24 protein-coding genes, 1 tRNA gene and 1 riboswitch are annotated in these 23,880 nt (G+C 50.7%); of the genes, 11 read left to right on the top strand and 14 right to left on the bottom strand.

Translation table 11 applies throughout. The features are described from left to right. Nucleotides 1–4: 4 nt before the first annotated feature. The 4 genes from O4H49_RS08945 to O4H49_RS08930 form a co-directional block, all read right to left on the bottom strand. On the bottom strand, nucleotides 5–598 hold the full coding sequence (locus tag O4H49_RS08945) for an HD domain-containing protein (RefSeq protein WP_269423072.1): 594 nt from the start codon (nucleotides 596–598) through the stop codon (nucleotides 5–7). A gap of 64 nt (nucleotides 599–662) precedes the next feature. After that, nucleotides 663–1,526 carry a type 1 glutamine amidotransferase gene (locus O4H49_RS08940; RefSeq protein ID WP_269423071.1) on the bottom strand — a complete coding sequence of 288 codons (864 nt, stop codon included), beginning with the start codon at nucleotides 1,524–1,526 and terminating at the stop codon, nucleotides 663–665. 64 nt (nucleotides 1,527–1,590) lie between these two features. Beyond that, nucleotides 1,591–2,349, bottom strand: a complete 759-nt coding sequence (locus O4H49_RS08935; RefSeq protein WP_269423070.1) for an HAD family hydrolase — start codon at nucleotides 2,347–2,349, stop codon at nucleotides 1,591–1,593. Nucleotides 2,350–2,751: 402 nt separating this feature from the next. Then, nucleotides 2,752–3,360 (bottom strand): FMN-dependent NADH-azoreductase, encoded by a 609-nt coding sequence (locus O4H49_RS08930; protein WP_269423069.1) that lies wholly within the window; start codon nucleotides 3,358–3,360, stop codon nucleotides 2,752–2,754. A gap of 104 nt (nucleotides 3,361–3,464) precedes the next feature. On the opposite strand from O4H49_RS08930, the gene O4H49_RS08925 reads away from it, so the two are divergent. Next, nucleotides 3,465–4,409, top strand: coding sequence for a LysR family transcriptional regulator (locus O4H49_RS08925; RefSeq protein ID WP_269423068.1), 945 nt, complete (start codon nucleotides 3,465–3,467; stop codon nucleotides 4,407–4,409). 45 nt (nucleotides 4,410–4,454) lie between these two features. Here the strand turns inward: O4H49_RS08925 and O4H49_RS08920 are convergent, their stop codons facing one another. Beyond that, a complete protein-coding gene (locus tag O4H49_RS08920; protein ID WP_269423067.1) occupies nucleotides 4,455–5,942 on the bottom strand; it encodes a flavin-containing monooxygenase in 1,488 nt (495 codons plus the stop codon). A gap of 9 nt (nucleotides 5,943–5,951) precedes the next feature. Then, the gene (locus O4H49_RS08915; protein WP_269423066.1) at nucleotides 5,952–6,398 is read right to left on the bottom strand and encodes a cupin domain-containing protein; all 447 of its coding nucleotides are present in this window, start codon (nucleotides 6,396–6,398) and stop codon (nucleotides 5,952–5,954) included. 141 nt (nucleotides 6,399–6,539) lie between these two features. Between O4H49_RS08915 and O4H49_RS08910 the strand changes: the two genes are divergently transcribed. The 4 genes from O4H49_RS08910 (at nucleotide 6,540) to O4H49_RS08895 (ending at nucleotide 10,098) form a co-directional block, all read left to right on the top strand. Next, entirely contained in the window at nucleotides 6,540–7,571 is a 1,032-nt protein-coding gene (locus O4H49_RS08910; protein ID WP_269423065.1) for an AraC family transcriptional regulator, read from the top strand. Between the two features lie 73 nt (nucleotides 7,572–7,644). After that, nucleotides 7,645–8,628: a tRNA dihydrouridine(20/20a) synthase DusA gene (dusA, locus tag O4H49_RS08905; RefSeq protein ID WP_269423106.1), complete on the top strand. Its 984-nt coding sequence runs from the start codon at nucleotides 7,645–7,647 to the stop codon at nucleotides 8,626–8,628. A gap of 38 nt (nucleotides 8,629–8,666) precedes the next feature. Continuing rightward, complete coding sequence (locus O4H49_RS08900; RefSeq protein ID WP_269423064.1) at nucleotides 8,667–9,113, top strand: OmpA family protein; 447 nt, start codon at nucleotides 8,667–8,669, stop codon at nucleotides 9,111–9,113. 55 nt (nucleotides 9,114–9,168) lie between these two features. Beyond that, on the top strand, nucleotides 9,169–10,098 hold the full coding sequence (locus O4H49_RS08895) for a polysaccharide deacetylase family protein (protein WP_269423063.1): 930 nt from the start codon (nucleotides 9,169–9,171) through the stop codon (nucleotides 10,096–10,098). Here the strand turns inward: O4H49_RS08895 and O4H49_RS08890 are convergent. Further along, nucleotides 10,084–11,370, bottom strand: coding sequence for a 3-deoxy-D-manno-octulosonic acid transferase (locus O4H49_RS08890; protein WP_269423062.1), 1,287 nt, complete (start codon nucleotides 11,368–11,370; stop codon nucleotides 10,084–10,086). The two genes, O4H49_RS08895 and O4H49_RS08890, sit on opposite strands and share 15 nt — an antisense overlap. A 10-nt stretch (nucleotides 11,371–11,380) precedes the next feature. Continuing rightward, entirely contained in the window at nucleotides 11,381–12,508 is a 1,128-nt protein-coding gene (locus O4H49_RS08885) for a glycosyltransferase family 4 protein (protein WP_269423061.1), read from the bottom strand. Nucleotides 12,509–12,750: 242 nt separating this feature from the next. Between O4H49_RS08885 and O4H49_RS08880 the strand changes: the two genes are divergently transcribed. The 4 genes from O4H49_RS08880 to O4H49_RS08865 all read left to right on the top strand — a co-directional run bounded on the left by O4H49_RS08880 (nucleotide 12,751) and on the right by O4H49_RS08865 (nucleotide 17,184). Next, the gene (locus O4H49_RS08880) at nucleotides 12,751–13,734 is read left to right on the top strand and encodes an NAD-dependent epimerase/dehydratase family protein (RefSeq protein ID WP_269423060.1); all 984 of its coding nucleotides are present in this window, start codon (nucleotides 12,751–12,753) and stop codon (nucleotides 13,732–13,734) included. Between the two features lie 276 nt (nucleotides 13,735–14,010). Then, nucleotides 14,011–14,784, top strand: coding sequence for a hypothetical protein (locus tag O4H49_RS08875; protein ID WP_269423059.1), 774 nt, complete (start codon nucleotides 14,011–14,013; stop codon nucleotides 14,782–14,784). A gap of 45 nt (nucleotides 14,785–14,829) precedes the next feature. Then, nucleotides 14,830–15,612 (top strand): response regulator transcription factor, encoded by a 783-nt coding sequence (locus O4H49_RS08870; protein ID WP_269423058.1) that lies wholly within the window; start codon nucleotides 14,830–14,832, stop codon nucleotides 15,610–15,612. Nucleotides 15,613–15,627: 15 nt separating this feature from the next. Continuing rightward, nucleotides 15,628–17,184: a sensor histidine kinase gene (locus O4H49_RS08865; protein WP_269423057.1), complete on the top strand. Its 1,557-nt coding sequence runs from the start codon at nucleotides 15,628–15,630 to the stop codon at nucleotides 17,182–17,184. A gap of 3 nt (nucleotides 17,185–17,187) precedes the next feature. Here the strand turns inward: O4H49_RS08865 and O4H49_RS08860 are convergent, their stop codons facing one another. The 5 genes from O4H49_RS08860 to O4H49_RS08840 form a co-directional block, all read right to left on the bottom strand. Beyond that, nucleotides 17,188–18,492 carry an MATE family efflux transporter gene (locus O4H49_RS08860; RefSeq protein ID WP_269423056.1) on the bottom strand — a complete coding sequence of 435 codons (1,305 nt, stop codon included), beginning with the start codon at nucleotides 18,490–18,492 and terminating at the stop codon, nucleotides 17,188–17,190. Nucleotides 18,493–18,733: 241 nt separating this feature from the next. Continuing rightward, the gene (locus O4H49_RS08855; RefSeq protein ID WP_269423055.1) at nucleotides 18,734–19,075 is read right to left on the bottom strand and encodes a hypothetical protein; all 342 of its coding nucleotides are present in this window, start codon (nucleotides 19,073–19,075) and stop codon (nucleotides 18,734–18,736) included. Between the two features lie 35 nt (nucleotides 19,076–19,110). Further along, a riboswitch (cobalamin riboswitch) is annotated at nucleotides 19,111–19,313 on the bottom strand. Nucleotides 19,314–19,449: 136 nt separating this feature from the next. Next, nucleotides 19,450–20,307 (bottom strand): transglycosylase SLT domain-containing protein, encoded by an 858-nt coding sequence (locus O4H49_RS08850; RefSeq protein WP_269423054.1) that lies wholly within the window; start codon nucleotides 20,305–20,307, stop codon nucleotides 19,450–19,452. Between the two features lie 121 nt (nucleotides 20,308–20,428). Next, nucleotides 20,429–20,833 (bottom strand): OsmC family protein, encoded by a 405-nt coding sequence (locus O4H49_RS08845; RefSeq protein ID WP_269423053.1) that lies wholly within the window; start codon nucleotides 20,831–20,833, stop codon nucleotides 20,429–20,431. Nucleotides 20,834–21,002: 169 nt separating this feature from the next. Further along, nucleotides 21,003–21,968 (bottom strand): N-formylglutamate amidohydrolase, encoded by a 966-nt coding sequence (locus O4H49_RS08840; protein ID WP_269423052.1) that lies wholly within the window; start codon nucleotides 21,966–21,968, stop codon nucleotides 21,003–21,005. A gap of 215 nt (nucleotides 21,969–22,183) precedes the next feature. Here O4H49_RS08840 and O4H49_RS08835 point away from each other — a divergent pair, with 215 nt between their 5' ends. Then, nucleotides 22,184–22,543: a response regulator gene (locus O4H49_RS08835; protein WP_269423051.1), complete on the top strand. Its 360-nt coding sequence runs from the start codon at nucleotides 22,184–22,186 to the stop codon at nucleotides 22,541–22,543. A 139-nt stretch (nucleotides 22,544–22,682) separates the two neighbouring features. Further along, nucleotides 22,683–22,757, top strand: a tRNA-Val gene (locus O4H49_RS08830). 66 nt (nucleotides 22,758–22,823) lie between these two features. Here the strand turns inward: O4H49_RS08830 and O4H49_RS08825 are convergent. After that, nucleotides 22,824–23,537, bottom strand: a complete 714-nt coding sequence (locus tag O4H49_RS08825) for a sulfite exporter TauE/SafE family protein (protein WP_269423050.1) — start codon at nucleotides 23,535–23,537, stop codon at nucleotides 22,824–22,826. Nucleotides 23,538–23,880: the final 343 nt, after the last annotated feature.

Here is a 23,880-nt window from a genome sequence, read left to right as displayed (position 1 = left end):
CTGTTCAGTAAAGCTGTCTAAAGCGTTTCAGAAAAGTTTCTTGGGCTTTCTGAGGGGGGATGGGGGTTATTCTGATATTCGGCAGTGATCTTGGTTTGCCAAAGATCTTGCTGGCTTCGCGGTCATTGAAACCGGCGAGCTGGGTGGCTTCGAGGTAGGCGGCCATACGGTCCGCGCGTTTGATCAGTTTGTTCAGGCGTTCGGGCAGATTGGCAGGCAAGCCAAAGCTGACGTGAATGGCTTCCATCAGGCGAAGTTCTAGTTCTTTGTAACTGCTGCCAATAGCGTACTTGAAGGGAGTGATCAGATCTCCTATGACGTATTCAGGCGCGTCATGGAGAAGCGCCGCCAACCTGTCTTCCTTGCTGGCGTCGGGTTTAAGCAGGCCGACGATTTCTTCTACCAGCAGGGAATGCTCGGCAATGCTGTAGCCCCATTCCCCTGTGGTTTGACCGTTCCAGCGAACCTCGCGAGACAGGCCGAGGGCAATATCTTGAATCTCGACATCCAGCGGGGAGGGATCCAGCAAGTCCAATCTGCGACCACTGAGCATGCGTTGCCAGGCGCGGGGAGCGGGAGTTGATTTTGCAGTGCTCATAAAATCAGGCCTGTCTCTCTTGCGGAGCTACAGACCTGATTTTGCAGGGTGCGATCTGCAGCGGTTATCTTCTGCGTGCCATGGTCGGAATGACAAGCCGTTCGATCCAGTTTTTAACCTCGGCCTGACGGATATCGGCGTTCATGATGTCATGGTCGATACCCAGCAGCCACCAGAGGTCTTTTCGACTTGGATCTTGGTGCAGGGCTTCGAGCATGTCTACATATTTCTGGGCATCATCCAGGTTGAGAAAGAAGCCTTTGTCGACCAGCTTTTGTTTCCGGCAATAACAAAGCCGGGCCATCTCATGCAGGTCGTATTCCGGGTGGTACTGAATGGCCCAGAAGGCTCCGCCTTTATGGGTAACAGATACCGCCTGAACAGCTGTCCAGTCGTTGGAGGCGAGGATCTGTCCGTTTGGAGGAAGGTGGGTGATCTCGTCATCGTGGCTGATAAAAGCATCAAAAACTGCTTTTTTGCCTTCGTACATCGGGTGGGCGCGGCCTTCGGCGGTCAAGGCAATCTTGCGCGCAATGCCCATTTCACGATCTTTGGGATTTACGGCACAGCGGCCGCCAGCAGCAACCACGGCAATCTGGGCTGCCCAACAGCTGCCAAAACTCGGGATCTGGGCTTCGTAGGCAGCCTTGGCAAAGGCAACCTGGGGTACAACCTTGGGATCATCGGAATGGATGGTCAGACTGGAGCCGGTCCAGGCAATGCCATCGTATTGCGCCAGACTGGCCCCTGTCGGCAGGGAGGCACCGGGATCTGCCGGATAGAGAATGTCGCAATGAGCGCCGGGGCTTTGCTGCTGGAGCATCTTGACATAGAGATCGCCGGCGGTGGAGGCACCGCCTTCGCGCAGGCCTTCACGGCCTTCTTTGGCATAACCGTCTACAACGAGGAAACGTGGGTTTTGAGGCATCGGGGTTTTCTCCGAATGAGGTCGTCGGTTTATAACGTCAGTGACAGGGCTTATTTTACAGGGCTCATTTACTGGCTGCGGCCAGACGATCAATCGCAGCAGGAAGATCTGCATAGCGTTCGACAATCGCATCGGCTGTGGTGTGCCCCTTGTCGGCATCGCGTGTCGCTGTGAAAAGGATGGCTTTCATGCCCAGCGCGTGAGGTCCCTTGATATCATTGTGATCCCGATCACCGATATGCAGCATTTCCTCGACCTGGACGCCAAGTTGGCTCGCGGCGGAATCAAACATGCTGCGATGGGGCTTGGAATGGCCAACTTCATCAGAGAAAGCAAAGCCGCTGAAATATTGTTTCAGATCGTATTGTTCCAGAATGCGTCGCAGGCCGGTTCCCGGGGTAACAATGGCATCGGAGACTATGCAGAGCTTGTAGCGACTGGCCAGGTCTGCCAGAGCTTCCTTGACGCCTTCAATGGCGTTTGGTGGAATATTGACCTCCATATCTCCTGTATCTTTGACAACACGGTTGAAAAGGTCAGTTGGAAGGCGGCGTCCCAAACCGTTCAGTATAGCGCGGATACGCTGATCAACGGTCCAGTTGATAAAGAGTTCTTTCCAGACAATGTTGAAAGAGGCATCGGCGACGTCATAGGCCAGTGTCACTGTTGCGAGATCAATTGGCTCGACTTCATTCAGGGCAGTCCAGAGAATGTGACGGCGCTCGTCTCTTTTGCTGCGAAGGCCCTGTGCGGCGCGTTTGGGTTCATCTGAATCGTCATCGACGATGGTATCCCACAGGTCAAAGGTGATGGCCTTGATCATGCCGGGTTTCCTCTTTCTTGTCTGGGCGCCTGTACGGCGACTGTTTATGCAGGTGTTTGTGTCGGCCAACGTTATGGGCCGTTTTTATTTATGCTGAAATCATACGAACGAATAGAAAGTCAAACAAGAAAAAAGTGGGAAATAAGTGGGTATTATGAAAATATTGTGGGTATTTTGCTTTTTAAGTCACTATTTTCGCGAATTGGACTGCTAAAATTTTTCATGTGTGGGTGGAAGTGGTGTTGTCTGGGCAGGCTGTAATCCAGACTCAAAAAGACGCTTCCGAAGGGGAAGCGTCTTTTATGCCAGCAGGGATGTCAGGGGAAAGTTTGATAGAACCGGATTGTCTTATCTGTTGGCTTTCCTGTTCTCTGGATTTCTCTTCTTGGGCCGGGTTGTCGATCAGGCCGCGATTGCTTCTCGCAAATCACTTTGGGCAGCGATCAGGCCCTCATCACCTTTGGCAGCATTGGCGGCGGCGATAAAATGTACGTCGGTGATGCCGAGAAAGCCGAGAACGGTTGTCAGATAGGGGTCGATAAAGTTCATTGCTCTGGCCGGGCTTCCTTCGCGGTAATCGCCCCCAGTTGCGGAGAGCACATATGCCGTCTTGTCCTGTAACAGTCCTTTTGGCCCATTTTCTGTGTAGGAAAAGGTCTTTCCCGCCCGGGCGATCTGATCAATATATGACTTCAGCAACGAGGGAATGGAAAAGTTATGCATCGCCACACCTAAAACAATGGTGTCTGCCTCGAAAAGCTCCGCTACCAGTGCATCCGAAAGCGTAACAAGCTCTTTCTGCTGTGGGCTGCGTTGATCTTCCGGTGTGAAAAACGCACCGATTGTTGCTTCATCCAGATGGCTCAAACCCGTTGAGATCAAATCTCTTTCGATGATTTTACCTTGCGGGTTTTTGTCCTGCCACTTACTGGCAAAGCTGGCGGTTAACTGGCGGGATTTTGAACCCTGACCCAGAGGACTTGAGTTGATAACCAAAAGAGTATTGCTCATGGGATTCTCCTTGCGTATCCGATACGACAAGATTTAATGTCTATTTAAATAAATAAAATTGTTATAATTAGAATGTACCTGTCTATTAAATGGAAAGATTGAAGGTGGCTTCTCCTGTCACACTTGAGCAATGGCGTGTGTTCCATGCAATTGTCCGTCACGGTGGTTATGCGCAAGCGGGCAGGGAACTGAACAAAAGTCATTCGGCTCTGCATCATGCTGTGGCAAAAATGCAGGATTTACTGAACGTCCAGTTGCTCCAGGTTGAGGGGAAAAATGTTCGTCTGACCGAAGAGGGTGAAGTTCTTTACAGACGTTCCACCCGCTTGCTTGAAAATGCTGAAGAGCTGCAACGAACAGCGGTCTCGTTATCGCAGGGGTGGGAGACGGAATTATCGTTGGCGGTAGAGAGTCTGTTTCCCACGAGTTGTCTCTTCAACACCTTGAAGGCTTTTTACCCGCTCAGCCGGGGATGTCGTCTGCGGATCAGGGATACGGTGATCGGCGCGACCACGGCGGCGATAGAAAAGCAGGAAGTCGATCTTGCCATCACAAGCTTTGTACCGAAAGGGCATATGGGGACTTCCGTGACGGAGGTCGAACTGTTGATTGTGGTGCACCGCAGCCATGAGTTGGCGCGAACGCGTGGAGAAATCAGCTTGCGCGACCTTGAGGGGCATCTGCAGATTGTTATTTCCGAACGCATGGAAATTCATTCTGGTGACAAGGGCTGGCTTAAGGCGGAACAACGCTGGACCGTTGATAACATGGGCGCTGCACTGGCCTGCCTGTATCAGGGCATGGGGTTTTGTCATCTGCCCCGGCATCAGATAGAGAAAGATCTCGCTTCTGGTGAACTGGTTGCTCTCAAGATCGAGAATGTCAGCCAGAGGAAGCTCTGGCTGACATTGGTTGTCCCCCAGCAGGAAAACCTTGGTCCTGCCGGACAGTTGCTACGTGATCTGATCTTGAAAAACAGTGGTTGTGATGTTGAAAACGGAGCAACGGTCGAGGAGACCGGAGATAATGCCGGGCGGTTTGGAGGTTGATTGTCAGGTTTGAAGCTAGGGCCGTTCCCTGCCCGTAGCCGCCTCTTATTCAGTTCGGTATTGAGGCGCCGAAGCGAGAAATTCACCGTAGGCCCAGGCAGCAGGATAGGAGAATTGTTCTGCGAGAAGATTGTTCCGTCGGGTCTTTTTTGCCCCCATATCCCTGAGCAATTCATCGAAATGTCGATAGTGGAAGGGGGCTGAACAAAGTCCGCCATAGACCTGTGCAGCCGGTCGTTCGTTGCGGCGCCAGTCGAGCATCAGTTCTATATTCTCGCGCATCTCGCTGTCTGATGGCTGTTGCTGTAATTGACCGTCGGCATAGCGCACAAGCCAGTTGGCGATCATCTCAGCTGAGAGAACAGTACAGAAACTCGAGTTGAAACCGACAAACCCCATATCAGGCAAATCGGGATTTACCGACAGACGAAAAGTCCTGTATTGTCCGTCGGGATCGATCAGTTTGTCCTGATACTGTTGCGCCAGATAGGGCAAGCCCAGCTTCCACCCCACAGCCGAAATCGCGATATCACAGCCGATAGCCTGTCCGTTTGACAGGATGACCTGATCCTCTTGGTAACGCTCGAAAGTTCCTTGCACCGGGATAACGGTCCCGTTCTCGAAGCTCTCAAACAGTCCGGGTGTAACAATGGGGATGGAACAGGAAACAGATTTTTCGATTGGGACATCCGGTATCATGTTCCATTTTTTGAGGCCAAGCTGGAGCTTCATCAGTGTTTCCAGACCACGAAAATTGGCCCAGATCAACGGCTTGAGAAGTATGCCGAGAGTTTTGCCGAGCAGTCCCCGGTTCCAGCCATTGAACTGACATTCCTGCGCGCGCATAAACAACAGGCGTTTGAAGTTGATCCCGCCGAGAAAATAGGGCAAGCGCCAGACTGGTTCCCGGTAAACAAAGGTTACGGATTGTGCCCCGTTCTTTGCCGCGTTCACAACAATGTCCGTAGCTGACTTGGAACCGCCAAGGACGACAACACGTTTTCCGCGAACCATGGCGGGGTCGGTGTATTCAGAAGAATGGATAACCTGTCCGCCCTGCGCGGTAAAAGCCTCCTGTCCCGGATGCGTGAGAATGTTTTTCTCCGAGAACTGACCGGTGCAGATGGCGACAAAATCAAATGTCTCAGTTCGGGTTTTCCCTGCCTGTTCAAGCGTCAGTTCCCAGCCCGGTTGGCCGTCTGAGCGACGGTCCATTGAAGCAATGTTTGTGTCGAGATGAAACAGTCGGGCCAGTTTGTGTTTGTCGGCATAGGAATGCAGATAGGCATGCACCTGCGGGCCTTTCGGCCATTCCGGGTAGTCGTCCGGCATCGGGTGATCGGTGAAGCAGTAAAGATCTTTGGGAGACTGGGTTTGCACATCGGGGTAGGAACGGGACAGTTCCCATACACCGCCAAAATCGTGACTGCGTTCGAAGCCAATGACCCGGTGGCCTTTTCCATCAAAAGCCTTGGCAGCGGCAAGACCGCTTATACCGCCACCGATGATGGCGACCGTTTTGCGTTTTATCATCTCATGCCCTCACTCTGTGTCGGGAGGGGGGAGAAAGTCAACTTCATGGAGTGCCGAAAGCCGCACCAGTTCTGCTGGATCAGTGACACCATCAAGAACGACAAACAGGTCATAGAGTTTTCGGGAAGGAGCAACACCAAATACACAGTTTGCCTCTGCGCCCGAACGGTTGAAAATACCGTGTGCGATTCCTTTGGGCATCCGGACAGTATCCCCGGGACCAGCCTTGAACAGATCTGGGCCAAATTCGACCTCGAGTTGGCCATCAAGTACGATAATCCATTCATCCTGTGTCGGGTGGATATGAGGAGGGACAAAAGTTTCCGCAGGAATGGTGGCATGCCAGATAAAGGCATTGTCGCTGTGAAGTTTTGGGGTGTAGGTCTGGCCGACAACGTTCCAGGAGACGCCTTCCAAACCGTCAGCTTTGGGGGTAATACCCATGGTAAATGACATTGTTAACTCCCTGTGTGTTTTTTGTTATGGGCTGAGCCTAATCCTTGGGTGGGTGCATCTTTGTCCAAAAAACGAAAAATAATGACGAGAGCCCCACCAAAAGCATTTGCTTTAACTTTAAAATGCTTTCTAGAATAGGGAATGGGTACCCTGTGGTCATCTCTCTCTGGTGAACCTCTGGCCTCTCACAGGTTGTTTCAAACCGATGAACTTGAGACGGCGCGAGGATTTGTTGCCAGCAAGTTTTGTGGTCACAGGCTTGATCGCGTGACCGCAACAGACCACTTTGACGCCTGTTATAACCACGTTTCTGGTCACACCCTTTCCCTCAATTATCTGCGTTATGGCGCGACGGTTGAAATAGAACCGGGAGAGCTCGGGGCTTTTTATCTTATTCAGCTGCCGATTAAAGGCCAGGCCGAAGTGTCCAACGGTGCCGAGACAGTCTGGACGCAGCAGGAAACAGGATCGGTGCTCAATCCCACGCGATATACCAAAATGCGCTGGTTTACGGGGTGTGAAAAGATTCTCGTCCGCATTGACCGGAGAAGTCTTCATGATGCTGCGGAAAAAATGCTCGGACAATCCATCAACGTGCCACTGGTTTTCCAGTCAACAATTTCGTTTGATCAACCAAAAACGATGGCCTGGATAAAAAAATTGGTAACCTGTGTCCAGGCTGCCGAACAGGGGTATCTGTTTGGGAAATCACAATCCCTCGGCCAAATGCTGGTTGAAGAAGAGCTTTTGACAGATTTTCTTTCGAGCCAGCCGAGCAACATCAGTCATTTTTGGAATGATATTCGCCACGAAGCCATACCGCGATATCTGCGTCGGGCTCAGGATTATATTCATGATAATCTGAGTGACGGGATAACCGTTGCTGATATTTCGGCAGCCGCAGGGGTGAGCGGGCGTTGTTTGCAGCTTGCTTTTCAACACAATTTTGGATGTAGCCCTCTGCAATATCTCCGCCGATTGCGTCTGAACCTCGCGCATTGTGAATTAATGAAGACAGAAAAAGGTACGTCTGTGTCAGAAATTGCCTATGGTTTGGGCTTTACCCATCTGGGCAGGTTCGCTATTGCCTACCGCGAGACTTTTGGGCAAAGCCCAAGTGTAACGAGGGATCAGGCCACGGCTCATCAGAATTGCCGGGTGTCGCGGAAATGAATTACTATATCTGAACCCGAGATTGGAAATACCGGTTGGAAGAAGAGGCGATTTGGTTTTGTATCAAGGTGATCTGAACAGGAAAGTATGTGTGGCACCAATGCTTGATTGGACTGATCGCCATGAGCGTTCGTTCCTCCGCATGATCAGCCGCCATACCGTGCTCTATACCGAAATGATAACCACTGGCGCTTTGCTTCATGGCAAGGATCCAGAGAGGTTCCTGCGATTTGATGAACAGGAGCATCCAGTCGCCCTTCAGCTGGGGGGGAGTGACCCGGAAGCCATTGCAGTTTGTGCAGGCATGGCAGCAGACTATGGTTATGATGAGGTTAACCTCAACGTCGGCTGCCCCAGCGATCGGGTGCAGAAGGGACGTTTTGGTGCCTGTTTGATGGCGGAGCCCGAACTGGTTGCCGAGAGTGTGGCGGCCATGCGGCAGTCCGGACTGCCAGCAACGGTAAAAACTCGCATTGGAATTGACGACCAGGACAGCTATGAGTTTTTACACAGTTTTGTCGGTACGCTTGATAAAGCTGGCTGCAAAACCCTGATTGTTCACGCCCGGAAGGCCTGGCTCGAGGGACTGAGCCCAAAACAGAACCGGGAAATTCCTCCGTTACGATACGATGTTGTTTACCAGATCAAACAGGATTTTCCTGAACTGGAAATTATTCTGAACGGGGGTGTTCAGGATCTGGATGCTGCTGAAAGTCATATGACACAGGTAGATGGGGTTATGATTGGCCGGGAAGCTTATCAGAATCCCTATGTTTTGGCTGAAGTTGATCGACGTTTTTATGGTGAGGGAGCTGTCAAAACGCGCGAGGAAATCGTATCAGAGTTGACTGATTATGCGGCCAGACAGGTTGCGGAAGGCGTTCCTGTAAAGTCCATAACACGACATGTGCTTGGCCTGTTTAACGGTTTGCCGGGGGCAAGAGCGTGGAGACGAAGCCTGAGCCAGAATGCTTTCAAGCCAGGCGCAACGGAACAGGTCATCAGGAATGCCTATGCCGATTTTCTTGGTGCTGGGGAAGCGCGTCAGGTAGCTTAACTGCTTCAAGTGTATCTGAATTAAAGCAGGAGACGTAAATGAAGATAAGAACAGGGATGCTGATCACGGCAACGGGTTCGTTTCTTTTTGGTCTTCCGGCTTTTGCGAGCCCGGTTGACTGTTCTCAACCCGTAGACAAAGCAGCATTGGTCAAAAAAGTTGTGTATTTCGAAGTGGGGAAATCTGGTCTTTCCGCGGATGCGAAACAGCAACTGGATCAATTGTTTGAAGTTATTGACGGGCATCCTTCGCTAAAAATATGTGCTGTTGGCCAGGCCGACAAACAGGGAAACCCTGTTGCAAACGAAAAGCTTTCGTTAAAACGCGCCGAAAGTGTCAAAAGCTATCTGGCGAAAAAAGGCATTGCAAAAAAACGGATTGAAACTGTTTTTCGGGGAGAAGCCTATGGCAGTGCAAGCTTCTGGAGCGACACAGAGGACCAGGCCCAGGATCGTCGGGTAGAAGTCAGTGCTTACGGTGAATAAACCCGCGAGGTCGCTTGCCCCTGCTGTTATCTGGCCATGGCTATGGAAAAGCTGAGTGTCACTTGTTCTGAATAACTGTCATATCCTGCTCTATCACGGTACCTTTGAACGCGTTCCTGAAGGAATGGAAAAAGGGCTACACAATGTTTCTCCCCTGGTCTTTCAGGCGCAGGTGCGGTGGCTTCGCGAGAATTTTGATCTGGTTACCGTGGATGAGATTAGCTCAGGCTCTGATCTGGCTGGAAAGGCTGCGATTACCTTTGACGATGCCTATAGTTCGATTTTCTCCAATGCACTTCCCTGGTTAATTGATGAAGGAATACCATCTTGCGTTTATGTGAACAGCGCATTGATTGAGGGCAGGGGGTTCTGGCGTGACAAGATCAGATATCTGATCAATTGTGGATTGGTTGCCGATTTTCTCGACTTTTGCCAGAGCGAACCGGAAATAGCAGCAATTCTTCCGGAACAATTCTATCGCGCCAGCAAGAAACCTGAATTGAACAGCTCTCTGGTTGATCTGGCCCTGAACCGTTTTTTTGCCGCGAGGCCTTCGACCAAGGCTTTCAATCTTTTACTTAAGGCTATCGCCTCGCGCAAGGAGCTGCTTGATCATCCGCTTGTGAGTTACGGTAATCACAGTCATTCACATTATGTCCTGTCATCCCTGTCTGAGGGACAGCAACATGACGAGATCCTGCTTTGTCGTGATTGGCTTGAGGTGAGTGGTTTAAATCTCAGTGAAAGCTTTGCAGCGCCGTTCGGTGGAGGCCGGGATATCAATTCATCGACAGAGAGGATCGTGCGAGAGCAGGGATACAGATCGCTTCTGATGAGTAGAAAAGCTGTTAACAGAGGTATGGTCCCTTCGAGAGAGGCGAATGGGCTCCGGATTTTGGAACGCTATATGGCCCCTGACAGTCTGGGAGAACTCCAGGGGCTTGTCAGAGAGATGGACGGTCCGACTGGTTCAGGAGCGTGGTAGTTCCTGGAGAACAGCTTGGGCGATCTGATGAATTTCCCGGCCTTTGCTTTCCATATAATTTTTTGCTGTGCCAGCGAGGGCCTGACATCTTTCAGGATTATTTAAAAGTGAGAAAAGGCAGTTTTCGAGCTCATCAATTGACTGGAGCTTGATTACCGCCCCGGCGGAGACCATCGCATCACTGATTTCCTGAAAATTTTGCATTTCCGGACCACAGACCACAGCACAGTTTTGCCGGGCTGGTTCAAGGAGGTTTTGTCCTCCTTTACGCAACAGGGACCCGCCGATGACAACCACGGGGGACAGTTCATAAAAGAGGCCGAGCTCGCCGAGTGTGTCGGCAAGATAGATATCGGTTTTATCTGTGATATCTTCTTTTTTGCTGCGAGAGCTGATCGTTAAGCTCTCGGCCCGAATTTCTGTCAGGATTTCCTCTCCACGCTCGGGATGACGTGGGGCGATGATGCAGAGAAGTCCGGGGAGTCTCTTTTGGAGTTTTTGTTGGACTTTTGCGAGGAAGATCTCTTCGGTTCTGTGGGTTGAGCTGGCGAACCAGATCGGTCTGTTGGCGATGTGCTTGCGCAGTTCCTCTAGATCGTCTTGACTCTTTAACAGGGGAAGTGCTGCGAATTTCAAATTCCCGCTGTCTTTTACACGCGGGGCACCGAGCTGTTCAAAGTGTCGGGCATCCTGCCGGGATTGTGCCAGGATCAACCGAAAGCATCCAAGAAGATCACGTATGAAAAAGGGTACTCGTAGCCATGATCGCAGGGATTTCCCAGACATGCGTCCGTTGACCAGAAGCAGGGGAACCTTGTGCTGGCAGGCGCGAAAGATCAGTTGTGGCCAAAGTTCTGATTCAACGATGAGACCCAGATCAGGTTTCCAATGCGTTATAAAACGTTCAACGGCAGCAGGCAGATCGACCGGAATAAATTGATGTCGCGCATTTGTTGGCAGTCGTTGCGCCATGAGTTGTGCAGAGGTTAGCGTGCCGGTTGTTACCAGAAAGTTCAGATCAGACTGTTGTTTGTTCAGTTCTTCAATCAGAGGCAGAATTGAAAGAGACTCTCCGACAGATGCACCATGAATCCAGATCAGCTTTCCTGTCGGGCGGGGCTCGCCAGCATACCCCAGCCGCTCGTTGTGGCGTTGCGGGTGTTCCTTCCCGCGGGTTCTTCTTTTTCTGAGATGATGTTTAACCACAGGTGTCAGAAAACTGGCTGTGCAACCGTAAATTCCGACAGTGATTTTGGTCAAAAACGAGGTCATCGAGACGTTTTTACCCCAACTGCAGAATTTCAAGCTGACGAGCAATCACCTTTTGCTCGTCATAAAGCTCAAGGGCACGTTCGCGCCCGGCATTGCCCATATTCTCCCGAAGTTTGGGGCTGTTGACCAGACGGCATAGTGCATCTGCAAGCTTGTCAGGGGACTGGACAGGGACCAGGATGCCGGTCGTCCCATCGAGTACTTCTTCGCGGGATCCCCGGATGTCCGTTGCGACAACGGGCAGGCCAGTCATCATTGCCTCGATAATGGAGCGTGGCATGCCTTCGCGGTGCGAGGGAAGGGTGAAAATATCACAGGCCCGCATGATCTGGTTTACGTCTGTCCGGTAGCCGAGGAAACGGATGCGTTTTTTGAGCTTGGGATCTGTTTCTGCAAGTGAAATAGCTTCGTTGATGTCTGACGCATGATCGCTGTCCAGACGGCTTCCGACAATCCAGAGTGTGGCATCAACCTTGCGCATCGCCTGGACTAGTTCGACATAGCCTTTCTCCCGGACCAGTCGCCCGACCATCAGAATGACTGTTTCATCTTCTTGTGCCCCAAATTCCGTGCGCAAGGCTTTTCGATAGGATTTCGGGGTTGCAGGATAAAAACGGGTCGTGTCAACACCGTTGCCAATGGCTGTGATCGTTCCCTTCGGGCAGAGATTGTATCGCTTTGCCGTTTCAGCATCTTCTTGTGCCTGTGTCATCAAGGCGTTGGTCTGACGTCCGGCAAGCCACTCCAGGCTCAGGAAGAGGTTGCGCTTCAGGGGTGGCATGTTGTCATGGAAGTAAAAGCCATGCGCCGTATAGGCTATGTTCGGGACCCTGGCAGCTTTTGCGGCAAAACGTGCGATCAGTGAGGCAACTGGTGTATGGGCGTGAACAAGGTCGAATTTCTCGTTTTTGAAGAGGGCTGTCAATTGCTGGAAAGATTTTGCATGAGACAGGAGATTCATGCTGCGCTCGATCTCGACGGTCTCAACCTGAAAACCTTCTGCCCTGATCTTTTCGACGAGCGGTCCTTCGCTGCAGACCCCCACAACATCGTGTCCGGCTTCTCTCATCCCTTTCATCAAGGGCAAGAGCATATGATAGAGGGAGAAGTCTACAGCGCAGATTTGGCAGATTTTCATTCGGGTCCTGCTGGGTTGTGTCTTGGCTATTGTTTTGGAAGAGACGCACCGGATTTGGGACAGCATATAGCCATCCGGCGAGGACGAAAACGTGTTAGTTGTTTTTTCCGCATTCTCTCCCCCCTCCATAACGATTTATCCCCCCGCTTGCAATGTCTCCAGGGCGATAGTTTCTTGACTTGCGATAATTCCATCACAGACGTATATCTGGGCAAAGAAATCAGGAAAAACGGAGCGATTTTGTGGCTGTACTTGTAACTGGAGCTGCCGGATTTATTGGGTCGACGCTTATTCATGCCTTGCTGGACCGGGGTGAACGCGTGGTCGGGGTTGATAACCTTAATGACTATTATGATGTAAATCTGAAGAAAGCCCGGTTGAAGCGTCTGGAAGATCGTGAGAGTGATTTCAGCTTTCACAAACTCGATATTTCTGACCGGGAAGCTCTTCCTACGCTTTGTGAAGCAAACCCTGATATTACAGGCGCAGTACATCTTGCCGCTCAAGCCGGTGTTCGGTATTCCCTGACCAATCCCTTTGCCTATATCGAAGCAAACTCCATGGGACATCTGGTGGTTATGGAGGCTTGTCGACGCCTTCCCAATTTCCAGCATCTTGTCTATGCCAGTTCGTCTTCGGTTTATGGCGGCAATACAAAGATGCCATTTTCTGTTGAAGATCCTGTTGATAACCCGGTTTCTCTTTATGCCGCGACCAAGCGTTCTTGTGAGTTGATGTCGGATTGTTATGCACATCTTTATCGGATGCCGATGACCGGTTTGCGGTTCTTTACGGTCTATGGACCCTGGGGGCGTCCGGATATGGCGGCCTACCTCTTCACCAAGGCTATTCTTGAGGGAAAGCCGATTGATGTATTCAATAATGGCGAGATGCGCAGGGATTTTACCTATATTGATGATATCGTAAGTGGTGTCATTTCGGCTCTGGACAGAGTGCCTGTCGCACCGGTACCGGGCCGGCCCCACAAGGTCTACAATCTGGGAAATAACAATACCGAGACCCTGATGGATTATATCGGGGTGATCGAAGAGGCCTGCGGACGAGAGGCCATCAAGAATTTCAGGGAAATGCAACCCGGTGATGTCAAAGAGACCTATGCGGATATTGATATATCGCAAAAGGAGCTGGGGTTTGAACCCAAGGTGAAAATTCGTGAAGGCTTGCCAAGGTTTGTTCAGTGGTATCGTGAGTATCACAAGGTTTAAGCCCAGCAAAAAAAGAGATTGGAATCAGGAGCTTCAGGCTCCTGATTTTGTTTTGAGTGGTTTTTTCCAGTCTTCTGGGCAAAATGCCTTATTATGGTCCTGTTTTTTCTCAAGACTGCTGACTCGTCATATTCACAGAGGCAAGAGAACCCGGCTCTGGATCTGCCGAGCAGGGGCTGTTGCCACCTTAAGGACCGTTTGATGTGCCTTTCGGCCACAAAATAAACACAAGCCCTGAGGGGCTCGTGTCGATATGGGATAACCAGTGCACACGTGATGAGACACTTAATAGCGGGATATTTTCGAGGTATGGGCAATCCGGGGGAGGCGTTACGATTTCTGTGGCTTTCGGCGCTCCTGTTGTTGCTTGCAGGCTGTAGCACCTTGTTGTCTGGCCGCGATCCTTCTGGTTCCGAGGCAGGGGCAGAGGCGCAAACCAGTTTGACCGCGTCCCAGATCGCCACACGAGGCAATCAGCCGTTCGAGCCGGAAGCTGTTCCCGATCTTCCCTATCCAAAACCCAAATGGCGCCCGGCGACTGTTCCTGCCCTTCCGCCGCAAATTGCGAATCTTGGTTTGCATACAGAAAATACGGATCTTACAGGCGAGAGGGATGCTGATGTGCAATTGCTATTGGGAAAGACATTCCTTGAAGTGAAACAGGAACTCGGGCAGCCGGTGTGGATCAGGGACGTGTATCCTGCACGGGTCTGGGGATATGATACACAGAGCTGCAGCTTGCAGGTTTTCTTCTATCCCAAGCTGGATCAGGCAGGGGATTACAGAGTGCTGACCTATGAAGGCGCCAGACTTGATCAGAAAGAGACCTCCTCTGATGAGCCGGCTTCTCAGAAAGTGCCGGCACTATCCGGGGGCGGGGAACCGAGTAAGCCAAACGCATTGGGGCCAGAAGAAATTCAGGCTTGTTTCCTTCAGCTGGTCAATAAGGCGTCCCTGTTGCGCGAGTTGCCAGCAAGTAATGGAAAACAGGCAAGACAGCCTCATTTGAACAAAAATGGTACTTTACTGGTCATTCCGGACCAGAGATAGCGCAGACAATGAAATTGAGATGTTTTTTATTCGCGGGAGAAAACGATGTTGGCTAATGCAGTAAAAGAAATCGCCAGCCCACGAGTGATCTTGGTCGATGATGATGACCTTTTTCGTGAGTCGCTTGGGCTAAATCTGGCTGAAGAAGGCTTCGATGTTGTGGACTTTGACAATGGGTCAGATGTCTTGAGCTTTCTGTTAAATGAGCCTTCTCTCGACCCCATTCTTCTGGACTGGCGGATGCCTGGTCTGGACGGCTTGGCTGTGTTGCGTCGCTTGCGCGAAGCCCGCATGGATAATCCCGTCATTTTTCTGACCATGCTGAGTGATGAAATCTATGAAGAGGCTGCCCTGCGATGGGGCGCGGTAGATTTTATAGACAAGTCACGCCGACTGCCGATTATTTTACAGCGCCTTCGGCTGATTTCCGAAGGGACGAAAGGTATACTTTCTACGCATGAAGATGATTCTCTGCCGAATTCGCCTTCTAGCGCCAAGGTCGGTGGCCTTGAAATTCGTGAAGACATCAGACGGGCCTATTGGAAAGGAGAGCAGCTTGATCTGACCCTGACCGAGTTTGCCATTGTCTGCTTTCTAGCTGGTAATGAAGGAAATGATATCAGCTACAGGCAGATATATGACCTTGTTCACGGCAAGGACTTTGTCGCGGGATATGGTTCTGATGGGTACAAAGCGAACGTTCGCTCTTTTATCAAACGTATCCGCAAGAAATTTCGAGAGCTCGACGACAGCTTTGAGCAGATCGAGAATTATCCCGGATTTGGGTATCGCTGGCGTCCTGCCGGGGCTACCGGAACACCGGAATAGTCTGGCAGCGATAACGTGAACACAAAGAGTGCATTGAGCCAAACAGCAGCTGGATACAAGGTCAGGCGATCGCCCCTGAATCGGGCAGTGCATTCGCTCTTTGCCAAGTTTGTGATTATGGTGCTGGTGTTCTTTGCTGTTCCAGCGTTGCTCTATCAGGAATTTCGCCAGGCAGATCTGGATCGTCAGCACATCGTTCTCAATGCTGTGCGTGAACAGGGGCGGCTCATGGCCGAAAGCCTGCGCCCGATGCTTGAGAGTGCCGGACCTTCCACGCTACTGGAATTGCCGGAAGAAATTCAGCGTCTTGCGACAAAGAACAACGGCATCAAGATTCTCTTCCGACCGATAGGGGAACAGGGAAGCCAGGGAGTCTTCTTTGTCGCTTCTGAACCTCGCCTTTCGACGGATGCTCTCCGAAAGGAAAAGGAAACACTGATCGAGCAGGGGGTTTTTGATAACCTGACAGCCAGCTGTTTGATAGAGCGCCCCATGGCCTTGCGCCATCTACGCCCCAGCGGAATTGAAGAGCTGCTTACTTCGATGACAGCTATTCAAACCGAAGCAGGTTGTTGGGTGGTTATTGCGACCCAGTCAGCAGAAGCCTTTCTCGGTTCTTCTATCGGCCAACCCTATTGGAAAACCCTGGAGGTGCAGATCGCTGCCGGGATCTATCTGGGTATGGCTTTGATCCTCACCTTTCTCGTTTTCACCGTATGGCGCGACCTGACCCGTTTTCGCGATCTGGCCAGAGGAATCAGAGAGGGGCGGGCAGGGAAGAGCAGTTTTTCTGTTGAGAACAGAGTGCCTGAACTCGAACCTGTTGCGCATGAGTTTGACAAGATGACACAAACCCTGCAGGAATCCTCTGATTCCATCAGGCGGGCGGCAGAAGACAACGCACATGCGTTTAAAACGCCCCTGGCAATTATCCGGCAAGCACTGGAACCGCTCAACCGCACGGTTGATCTGGACAACAAGCGGGGACGCCGGGCTTTGCAGGTGGTGGAGGAAGCACTCGACCGGCTGGAGAACCTTGTGTCCACGGCGCGACAGCTGGAACACACTTCGGCAGAGTTGCTGAACCCTCCGCGGGAAAAAATTGATCTTTCCGCTTTGTTGCTACGTATGCTTGAGGCTTATAGCGGGAGTTTTAATGCCCGCGGACTGATCCTGCAAAGTGCAATCGACCATGGAATAACCGTACTTGCAGGTGAGGAAGTTCTGGAGACCATTATCGAAAACATTATCGACAATGCCCTGGAAGCCTCACCTCGTGGAACGACCGTTTCAGTCGAGTTGATGAACGGAAAGAAAACGGCTGAATTGGCTGTTCGAGACCGGGGACCAGGAGTTCCGGGCAGCGAGCTTGAGCGAATCTTTGAGCGTTATGTATCTTATCGCGAACGTAAACCCATGGCCGACGGGGAAGACAACCCGGGGAACCACATGGGCATCGGGCTGTGGATTGTTCGCCGAAATGTCGAGGCTATTGGTGGTTTTGTTCGTGCTGAAAATCGGGGAGATGGAGGTCTTTCCCTGGTTGTTTCTCTGCCGCAGTCAGATGACTAGGTATTACCCGATTGATTTGGCCAACCCGGGGTAATAGCGCCAAAGGGTAAGGCCTCTGGCCGACATGTAGAGCAACATCGAAAGCCATAGCCCGTTATTCTGCCACAAGGGCACCAGCAATGTGATGGCGCCCAGAAAGATCAGTAATGACTGGATCATGGCGTTACGCAGTTCGCGCGTTTGTGTCGTGCCAATAAAAATACCATCGAATTGGAATCCCCCCACACCTGCTATCGGTATAAGGACAAGCCAGATCATATAGTGTCTGGACTGCTCACGTACTTCAGGAATATCCGTGAAAAGATTGATGATATAAGGGCCAGAGATAAGAAAAATCAGGGCAAAAATCACAGCGGAGAGAATGGCCAGAAGCGAACTGGCCTTAACTGCCGAGCGGAAGGCCATGTTGTTGTTTTGGCCCTTTGCCTGCCCTGTCGTGATCTCGGCCGCATGTGCGAAACCATCCAGGCCATATGAAGCGAAATACAGAAAATGAATGAGCACAGCATTGGCAGCTAGAATTGTATCGCCGAAACTGGCACTGATTCTGGTGAAGTAGGCAAAGGCGAAGATCAGGCAGAGTGTACGGATGAAAATATCCCTGTTCACTTTGAAAAGAGACTTTAGTTTTTCCGGGTTCAGAACTCCTGCCCAGTCCTGTCTGTTTCTGATAGAAAGGGGATGTGAAAGAATGATGGCTAGGCCGCTGGCAAAGCCGACGACCTCGGCAATAACGGTGGCCAGGGCAACTCCTTCTACGCCCCAGCCTAATCCAACGACAAAAACCAGATCCAGCAGGATGTTAACACTGTTGATGACGAGTTGAAGGACAAAGGTGAGTTTGGGTTCGCCCTTGCCTAGAAGCCAGCCGATAATCGCATAGTTGGCCAGAGAAACCGGAGCGCTCCAGATTCTGATCAAACTGTATTCCAGAGCCAGGTCCTGAACCTGTTTACTGCCGTCAAGCAGGCCAATGCAGAGTTTGAGCAAGGGAACCTGAAGCAGAACCAGCAAGCTACCCAAGATGAGAGCCAGGACAAGAGGACGGAGAAACACGGCGCGTTGTTCTGCGACGTTCCCGGCTCCGAAAGCCTGGGCCGCAAATCCTACAGTCCCCATTTTAAGGAAGCCGAAACCCCAGAAAAGGAAACTGAACACGGTTCCACCAATCGCTACCCCTCCTATGTAGGCCGGGTCAGGCAGATGCCCCATTACCGCAGTATCGACAGCGCCAAGCAGGGGAACGGTCAGATTTGAGAGGATGAGGGGAGTGGTGAGCAGTAAGATACGCCTGTAATGTTCTGGCAAGAGGATCTCTTCGACTAGAGTGTCACTGGAACCGATCCATCATCGAGAGATCGTTAGACCTTCCGGTATAGCCAAAGATATAGAAATGCCCAACAGCTATCTTGATTTTCTTCCCCTTGTCGAACCTCGCCCAAAAAGAAGCAGAAACACCGTCTTCCTGTTGTTCAAAGATGGTAAGAACGGGAGCAGTTGTCTTTCATGCTTTGGCTGAAAAAAGACTGCTCCCGCTTGTTGGTGATGTTCAGGCGTTATACCGTCGCCGCTTTCTGTGATTACTTCTACACAAAGAAAGACGCGCATGCGGGAACTCTGCTGTTTGCCTCAGGAAATTGAGGGTTTTGACGGCATCGTCGCGAAAGCAGGCTTCGTCGTCTGCGTATTTGTTTACCAGCCGTTTGGCTGCAAGAGCTGGATCAAGTTCTGAAGGCAGACTGATCAGCCAGGCCATAATGGCGTGTTCTGCAGGAGTATGGTTGAATTCGTCGCTTAGAATCATGCGATGAATGATGAATTTGGGATCATCACTGCGGCTGGTCGTGTTAACGGTATCATGAGACTGGAAATCTGAAGTCGTAATTGCCATGGCAATTCCTCCCTCCGGTGCACCCCGCCCGGGTCGTAAGTTGAAATGAGCGTGGCAGGTCTCCTGGCTCGTGGCTTATCAATATCTGTCACCCTTCCCAATCCTGGCGAAGGATCAGTGGGTTATCTGACAGTATCTAACCACTTACAGTTGCGGGGGCAGCTTTGGAATTAATCCTGACGGATCGCACCAAATTCCCTTTTCATCCCGGATGGGAACCACACGATTTAACCAAAGGTACTTGAGAATTTATGTGCTTGTCAATCGACTGAATCGAACAGGAAAGACAAGATCTGTACTGGTGTCTTGTTCGCAACAAGAACTGTCGCCTTTATGTATTTTTACTTTTTTCTTTGTACAAAACCAGGATGGCTTCAGCCTTTGGGAGCCATAAGTAACCGCGTTGCAATGGATCTGTTGGCAGGGCCAGAACGTGACAAGGAGTGTGAGGAAGTATTTGTTGCTTCAGGTATCGATGCGGAAGAAGTCGCGACCTCCGTTTTGCGGGGACTGTTGGACGGAATGCTCGAGGGCACCTTGTCGACCAGTCTGGCAGTCGTCTCTGACTTGATGTGGGATGTTGCAATACCACCGGGATTGCGGGCTTTTTTAATATCGGCCTTGTTTTCAACTCTTTGGGCCAGTTCCTGGCGTCTGGCTTCCTTGTTCAGACGATGTTTTTCATCACGCCAGGCGGTCAGAACTTTCTTGCGGTAAGGTGTACTGAATTTTTGGTTGTTAGAGTGATATCGACCGACAGCGGCGGTCCAGGAAGGTGAATCCTGTCGTAGCCGGGTCAGGAATTGGGCGGCATAGGCGACATTCTTGTGGGGATCAAAAGCATCTTCGAGTGAGGGAAAGGCCTTGGCATGGTGATGCAGGTTAACCTGCATGCAACCGACATCAATGTTGCGGACACCTTTGGCTTTTAGCTTTTCTACTTCTGCAATAGCAGCCTGTTTGGTAGGTAGATATCTCCCTTTGCCTTCTGCCATGACTGTCCAGGGCCAGGCAACTCTTGCCCCTTTTTCCTTGTCCCACTTTCCAGATTCGACAAGAGAGATCGCACGGAGAAGATGAAGGGGAATAGTTTCACGCTGTTCTGCCGAGGAAATGATACTTGCGCAAACATCGCTGTTCCCGGTGATTTGCGAAGCAAGCGCACTCCGGCTTTTAAGGGAAAGCCCTGCTGAAGTCAGACAAAGTACAAAGATGAAAAGAACAAAACGCATGAATACTCTCCGTGATCTTCTATACAGAAAAGCAAATGCCATGCCAGAAAAGGGTACAGACGGGCTGATGGACATTCGGGAGAGAGGTCAGAATGAAATTACGTCTTTGGGATATGTAGCTTCAGGCGTTTTCTATTGAGACAGGGATGCCCCGGGAGAGGGAGTTGCTGACCATGCAGCTTTCTTTTGCTTGTTTGATGAGAGGCGCAGGATCCGAGCCGTCCAGGAGTGTGCAGTTGACTTTCATCGCGGCGGAAGTGGCAATCAGGGGTGTACCGCTGAGGTCAACAGACACCATGACTGCCAGAGACCTGATTTGCACACCCATGCTCTCGGCAACATAACGCAAGTCATTACAAAAGCAGCCTCCTATTGCCAGGGCGAGTAATTGGGCGCCGTTAAATCCCAATCCAAGGCCCCCAGCTTTACCTTCCGGTCTGTCGACGATTATGGTGTGATATCCCGCCCAGCCCATGGCGGCTTCAGTACCTTCAATGTTTCGGAGTTCGACAGCTATGGCGACCATGGCTTTACAACCTCTATATGATGTTTCCTAAATATTGTAACGACTCTGACGTATTGCCAACAGATGCCCGGTGCCGTTGTGTTCGTAGCTGTCGAGCAATAGAGATTGCACAGGGCTGGCAGGGGGCCTGACCTGTTCTCACATGATGAGAAAAGTCTTTCAGACTGGTTCAGTAATCCAGTGATGCCTGTTCAATCGCGCCCACAGCGAGGATGATCTCATCCATCAGGGCTGTAATGGTTGCCAGCTCGGGGTTCCGTTCTATCTTGTCTTCATCCATATAGAGGTGCCGGGAAATTTCGATCTGTAAGCAGTGTATTCCCAAAGCAGGTTCACCGTAGTGCTGGGTGATAAAACCGCCTGGATAGGGATTGTTGTTGAGGACTCGAAAGTCCTTTTGCTTGAGAATGCTCTCAACACGGCGTGTAACGGCCGAAGAGGAAGACTTTCCAAAACGGTCGCCCAGAACAAAATCCACTTTTGACCGCTTGTTCTTTATGCCGGAATTTCCTGGCTGAGCTATGGTCGAAAGGCGGGGCATGGAGTGGCAGTCGATCAGGATACAGTACCCAAATTTTCTTTTTGTGCTGTCGACCAACTGGCGAAGAACCTGGTGATAGGGCCAGTAGAAACGCTCGATGCGGTCTTTCGCCTCTGCAAAAGTCAGTTTGTCTTTGTAGATGGGCTTGTCGCTGGTCACGTTTCTGGCGATGGTCCCCAGACCGACGGCGACGCGAGGTGAACTGGTGTTGACATAACTGGGGAGCTCATCTTCAAACATCTGGGGATCAAGCTCAAAAGGTTCTCTGTTTGCGTCGACAAAAGCCCTCGGGAACAGGGCGCAAAGAAGCGGGGCGCCAAGTCTAGGCGCATTACGGAGCAGCTCATCAACAAAACTGTCTTCAGACCGGCGCAGGTTATGGTGATCGAGTCGGGAGCCTTCAATAAAGGACGTCGGATAATTGCTTCCGCTATGGGGAGAGGAAAGTACCACAGGAAGTGTTTGTTCATCGGGAAGGTGGAGCTGATAGGATTCTGTGTTGCTGTCGGTTGAGGACGCAGACAGAGGAGCTGTCCCGGTTGTTTGCCTGGAAGAGTGGAGTTTGCTCGCAAGTTTGTCGAAATCGAGTGTCATTCTAGTGGTGCACTTTAAAATTGTGGGATTGCCTATATCATTTTTCAAATTTATACCCAGTACGAATCCTGCCTGATCAGGATGAGATCGTGTGTTATTCTGATCATCGCGTTAGTCTGGCGGGACAGTATTCGGGCTGCGACTCAAACCTGATTAGATCTTGGCGAAAACTCCTGATGTGGTCAATGGAACAGATCAGCGGGCAGAGAGTGAGCATGGCAAATATATTACTCGCGGAAGACGATGAGAGCATGCGGTTTTATCTGCATCGTGCTCTTGAAGCAGTTGGCCATATGGTTATTTCTGCCGAAAATGGTGCTGTTGCGGAAGAGATGCTCATCTGTAATCGATTTGATCTGGTTTTGAGTGATGTGGTCATGCCGGAAAAAGATGGCATTGAGCTGGCCCGGTCTGCCCGACAAAGACAACCGGATATAAAAGTGATGTTTATCACGGGATTTTCCGGGATTATTCTGGAAGATCAAGAGGGAGGCTTCGCCCCTTCCATGGTTTTGTCGAAGCCATTTCATCTAAAAGATCTGGTTGAGCAGGTAGAGCGGGTGTTGCTTGAATAAACTGTTTTGACCAGAGGGGATGATTTTATTTGGTTGCAACAATTTGAGGCATTTGCCCAAAACTTTTTTTTGGGCTTGTCAAACTTCGGTCAGTTTGATAATTCCCTGTTTCACCAGATGAGGTTACTCATCAGGCAGAGGGCGTATAGCTCAGCGGGAGAGCACTTCGTTGACATCGAAGGGGTCACTGGTTCAATCCCAGTTACGCCCACCATCAAAACCCCAAGGGAAACCTTGGGGTTTTGTCTTTTTGAATGTCTTTCGCAAAAAAATACTTAAATTACTTAAAGAGTAAGGCGCCAGCCGCAATCAGGAGAATAAAGGATAACCCTTTCTTGTGCTGTTCTCCTGGCATTTTCAGGACAAGACGTTTGCCCAGGACCGCAGTAATGATTGCGATGACGAAGAGGGCAAGCCCGACTGGCAAGTGGTCTGGCTGTAATATGCCATTGTCGGCATAACTGCTAATCTTGGTCAGGTTCACCCCGATCCCGGTGGCAGCCATGACGCCGATAAAAGCCTGCCTTTCGAACCCCATCTTTTCCATGGCAACGGCCTTTACAGGGTTTCCACTGCTCAGAAAGCCTGAAACAAAACCATAAAGGGCTGACACCAGAAAAGTTACCAGGAAAGTTGATGGTAAAGTCACACGGTAGCCGGTCAAATTCACTCCGGCACTGAAAATAATAAATCCGGCAAGCAATGGCCGTAGAGGTTCTGGGTCTATCCGGGCAAGGGCTTCAGCGCCGAGCCAGGCAAAGGGAACACTCACCAGCGCTATCGTCATGGCCAGTTCCCAATCGATTTCTTTCCGGTACAAGAAGGCCTTGGTCAGGGTGGCTGCAGCGAAAAGTATGGACGTCAGCGCGATGCAGTCTTTCAGGGGGAGCAGGAAAGCACCGAACGAGAGAACAATGAAGCCACTGCCAAACCCAAAAACAGCAGAAATCATGGAGCCGAAGAGGGCAATGATGAGGAAGTAAACGTAGTCCATGAATTGGTCTGCAGCCTGGTTGGGTTTGAACTGACGTCGTCTTTGTCAAAGGGCCGGAAATATCTGTTTTGTTTACTCGTGGAAATGAGGGAAGGCCCTAAATTTTATCCTCTTGTAACATAAAAAAATAATTGTGACTTCGATTGTTTCATCAAGAAAATATGATCCTTACACCATAGGCTGTTGAAAAACATATTCTTCTGATGGTGAGGAAAAATTAGAGTAAATTTTACCTAATTTGTTGTTGTTTTTTAAGGAGTTAAATTTAATTTTTTCTTAATTAATCAAGCGCATCCTGCAGATACCTCCAGGCAAGAAATGCCGGAAAAACCCCTATGGGTTT

The organism is Kiloniella laminariae (assembly GCF_027214005.1).
GTDB classification, from domain to species: Bacteria; Pseudomonadota; Alphaproteobacteria; order Kiloniellales; family Kiloniellaceae; genus Kiloniella; species Kiloniella laminariae_A.
Note: the sequence above shows the minus strand (reverse complement) of the source record. Positions and strands in the feature narration are given on the sequence as shown.

Bases quoted from the DNA above. Each gene is read 5' to 3' on its own strand.
- O4H49_RS08835 (WP_269423051.1), top strand. From the start codon at position 22,184: ATGGCAAATATATTACTCGCGGAAGACGATGAGAGCATGCGGTTTTAT.
- O4H49_RS08890 (WP_269423062.1), bottom strand. From the start codon at position 11,370: ATGACCTCGTTTTTGACCAAAATCACTGTCGGAATTTACGGTTGCACA.
- O4H49_RS08900 (WP_269423064.1), top strand. From the start codon at position 8,667: ATGAAGATAAGAACAGGGATGCTGATCACGGCAACGGGTTCGTTTCTT.
- O4H49_RS08885 (WP_269423061.1), bottom strand. From the start codon at position 12,508: ATGAAAATCTGCCAAATCTGCGCTGTAGACTTCTCCCTCTATCATATG.
- O4H49_RS08875 (WP_269423059.1), top strand. From the start codon at position 14,011: ATGAGACACTTAATAGCGGGATATTTTCGAGGTATGGGCAATCCGGGG.
- O4H49_RS08870 (WP_269423058.1), top strand. From the start codon at position 14,830: ATGTTGGCTAATGCAGTAAAAGAAATCGCCAGCCCACGAGTGATCTTG.
- O4H49_RS08920 (WP_269423067.1), bottom strand. From the start codon at position 5,942: ATGATAAAACGCAAAACGGTCGCCATCATCGGTGGCGGTATAAGCGGT.
- O4H49_RS08930 (WP_269423069.1), bottom strand. From the start codon at position 3,360: ATGAGCAATACTCTTTTGGTTATCAACTCAAGTCCTCTGGGTCAGGGT.
- O4H49_RS08850 (WP_269423054.1), bottom strand. From the start codon at position 20,307: ATGCGTTTTGTTCTTTTCATCTTTGTACTTTGTCTGACTTCAGCAGGG.
- O4H49_RS08845 (WP_269423053.1), bottom strand. From the start codon at position 20,833: ATGGTCGCCATAGCTGTCGAACTCCGAAACATTGAAGGTACTGAAGCC.
- O4H49_RS08825 (WP_269423050.1), bottom strand. From the start codon at position 23,537: ATGGACTACGTTTACTTCCTCATCATTGCCCTCTTCGGCTCCATGATT.
- O4H49_RS08915 (WP_269423066.1), bottom strand. From the start codon at position 6,398: ATGTCATTTACCATGGGTATTACCCCCAAAGCTGACGGTTTGGAAGGC.
- O4H49_RS08840 (WP_269423052.1), bottom strand. From the start codon at position 21,968: ATGACACTCGATTTCGACAAACTTGCGAGCAAACTCCACTCTTCCAGG.
- O4H49_RS08940 (WP_269423071.1), bottom strand. From the start codon at position 1,526: ATGCCTCAAAACCCACGTTTCCTCGTTGTAGACGGTTATGCCAAAGAA.
- O4H49_RS08945 (WP_269423072.1), bottom strand. From the start codon at position 598: ATGAGCACTGCAAAATCAACTCCCGCTCCCCGCGCCTGGCAACGCATG.
- O4H49_RS08935 (WP_269423070.1), bottom strand. From the start codon at position 2,349: ATGATCAAGGCCATCACCTTTGACCTGTGGGATACCATCGTCGATGAC.
- O4H49_RS08910 (WP_269423065.1), top strand. From the start codon at position 6,540: ATGGGTACCCTGTGGTCATCTCTCTCTGGTGAACCTCTGGCCTCTCAC.
- O4H49_RS08855 (WP_269423055.1), bottom strand. From the start codon at position 19,075: ATGGCAATTACGACTTCAGATTTCCAGTCTCATGATACCGTTAACACG.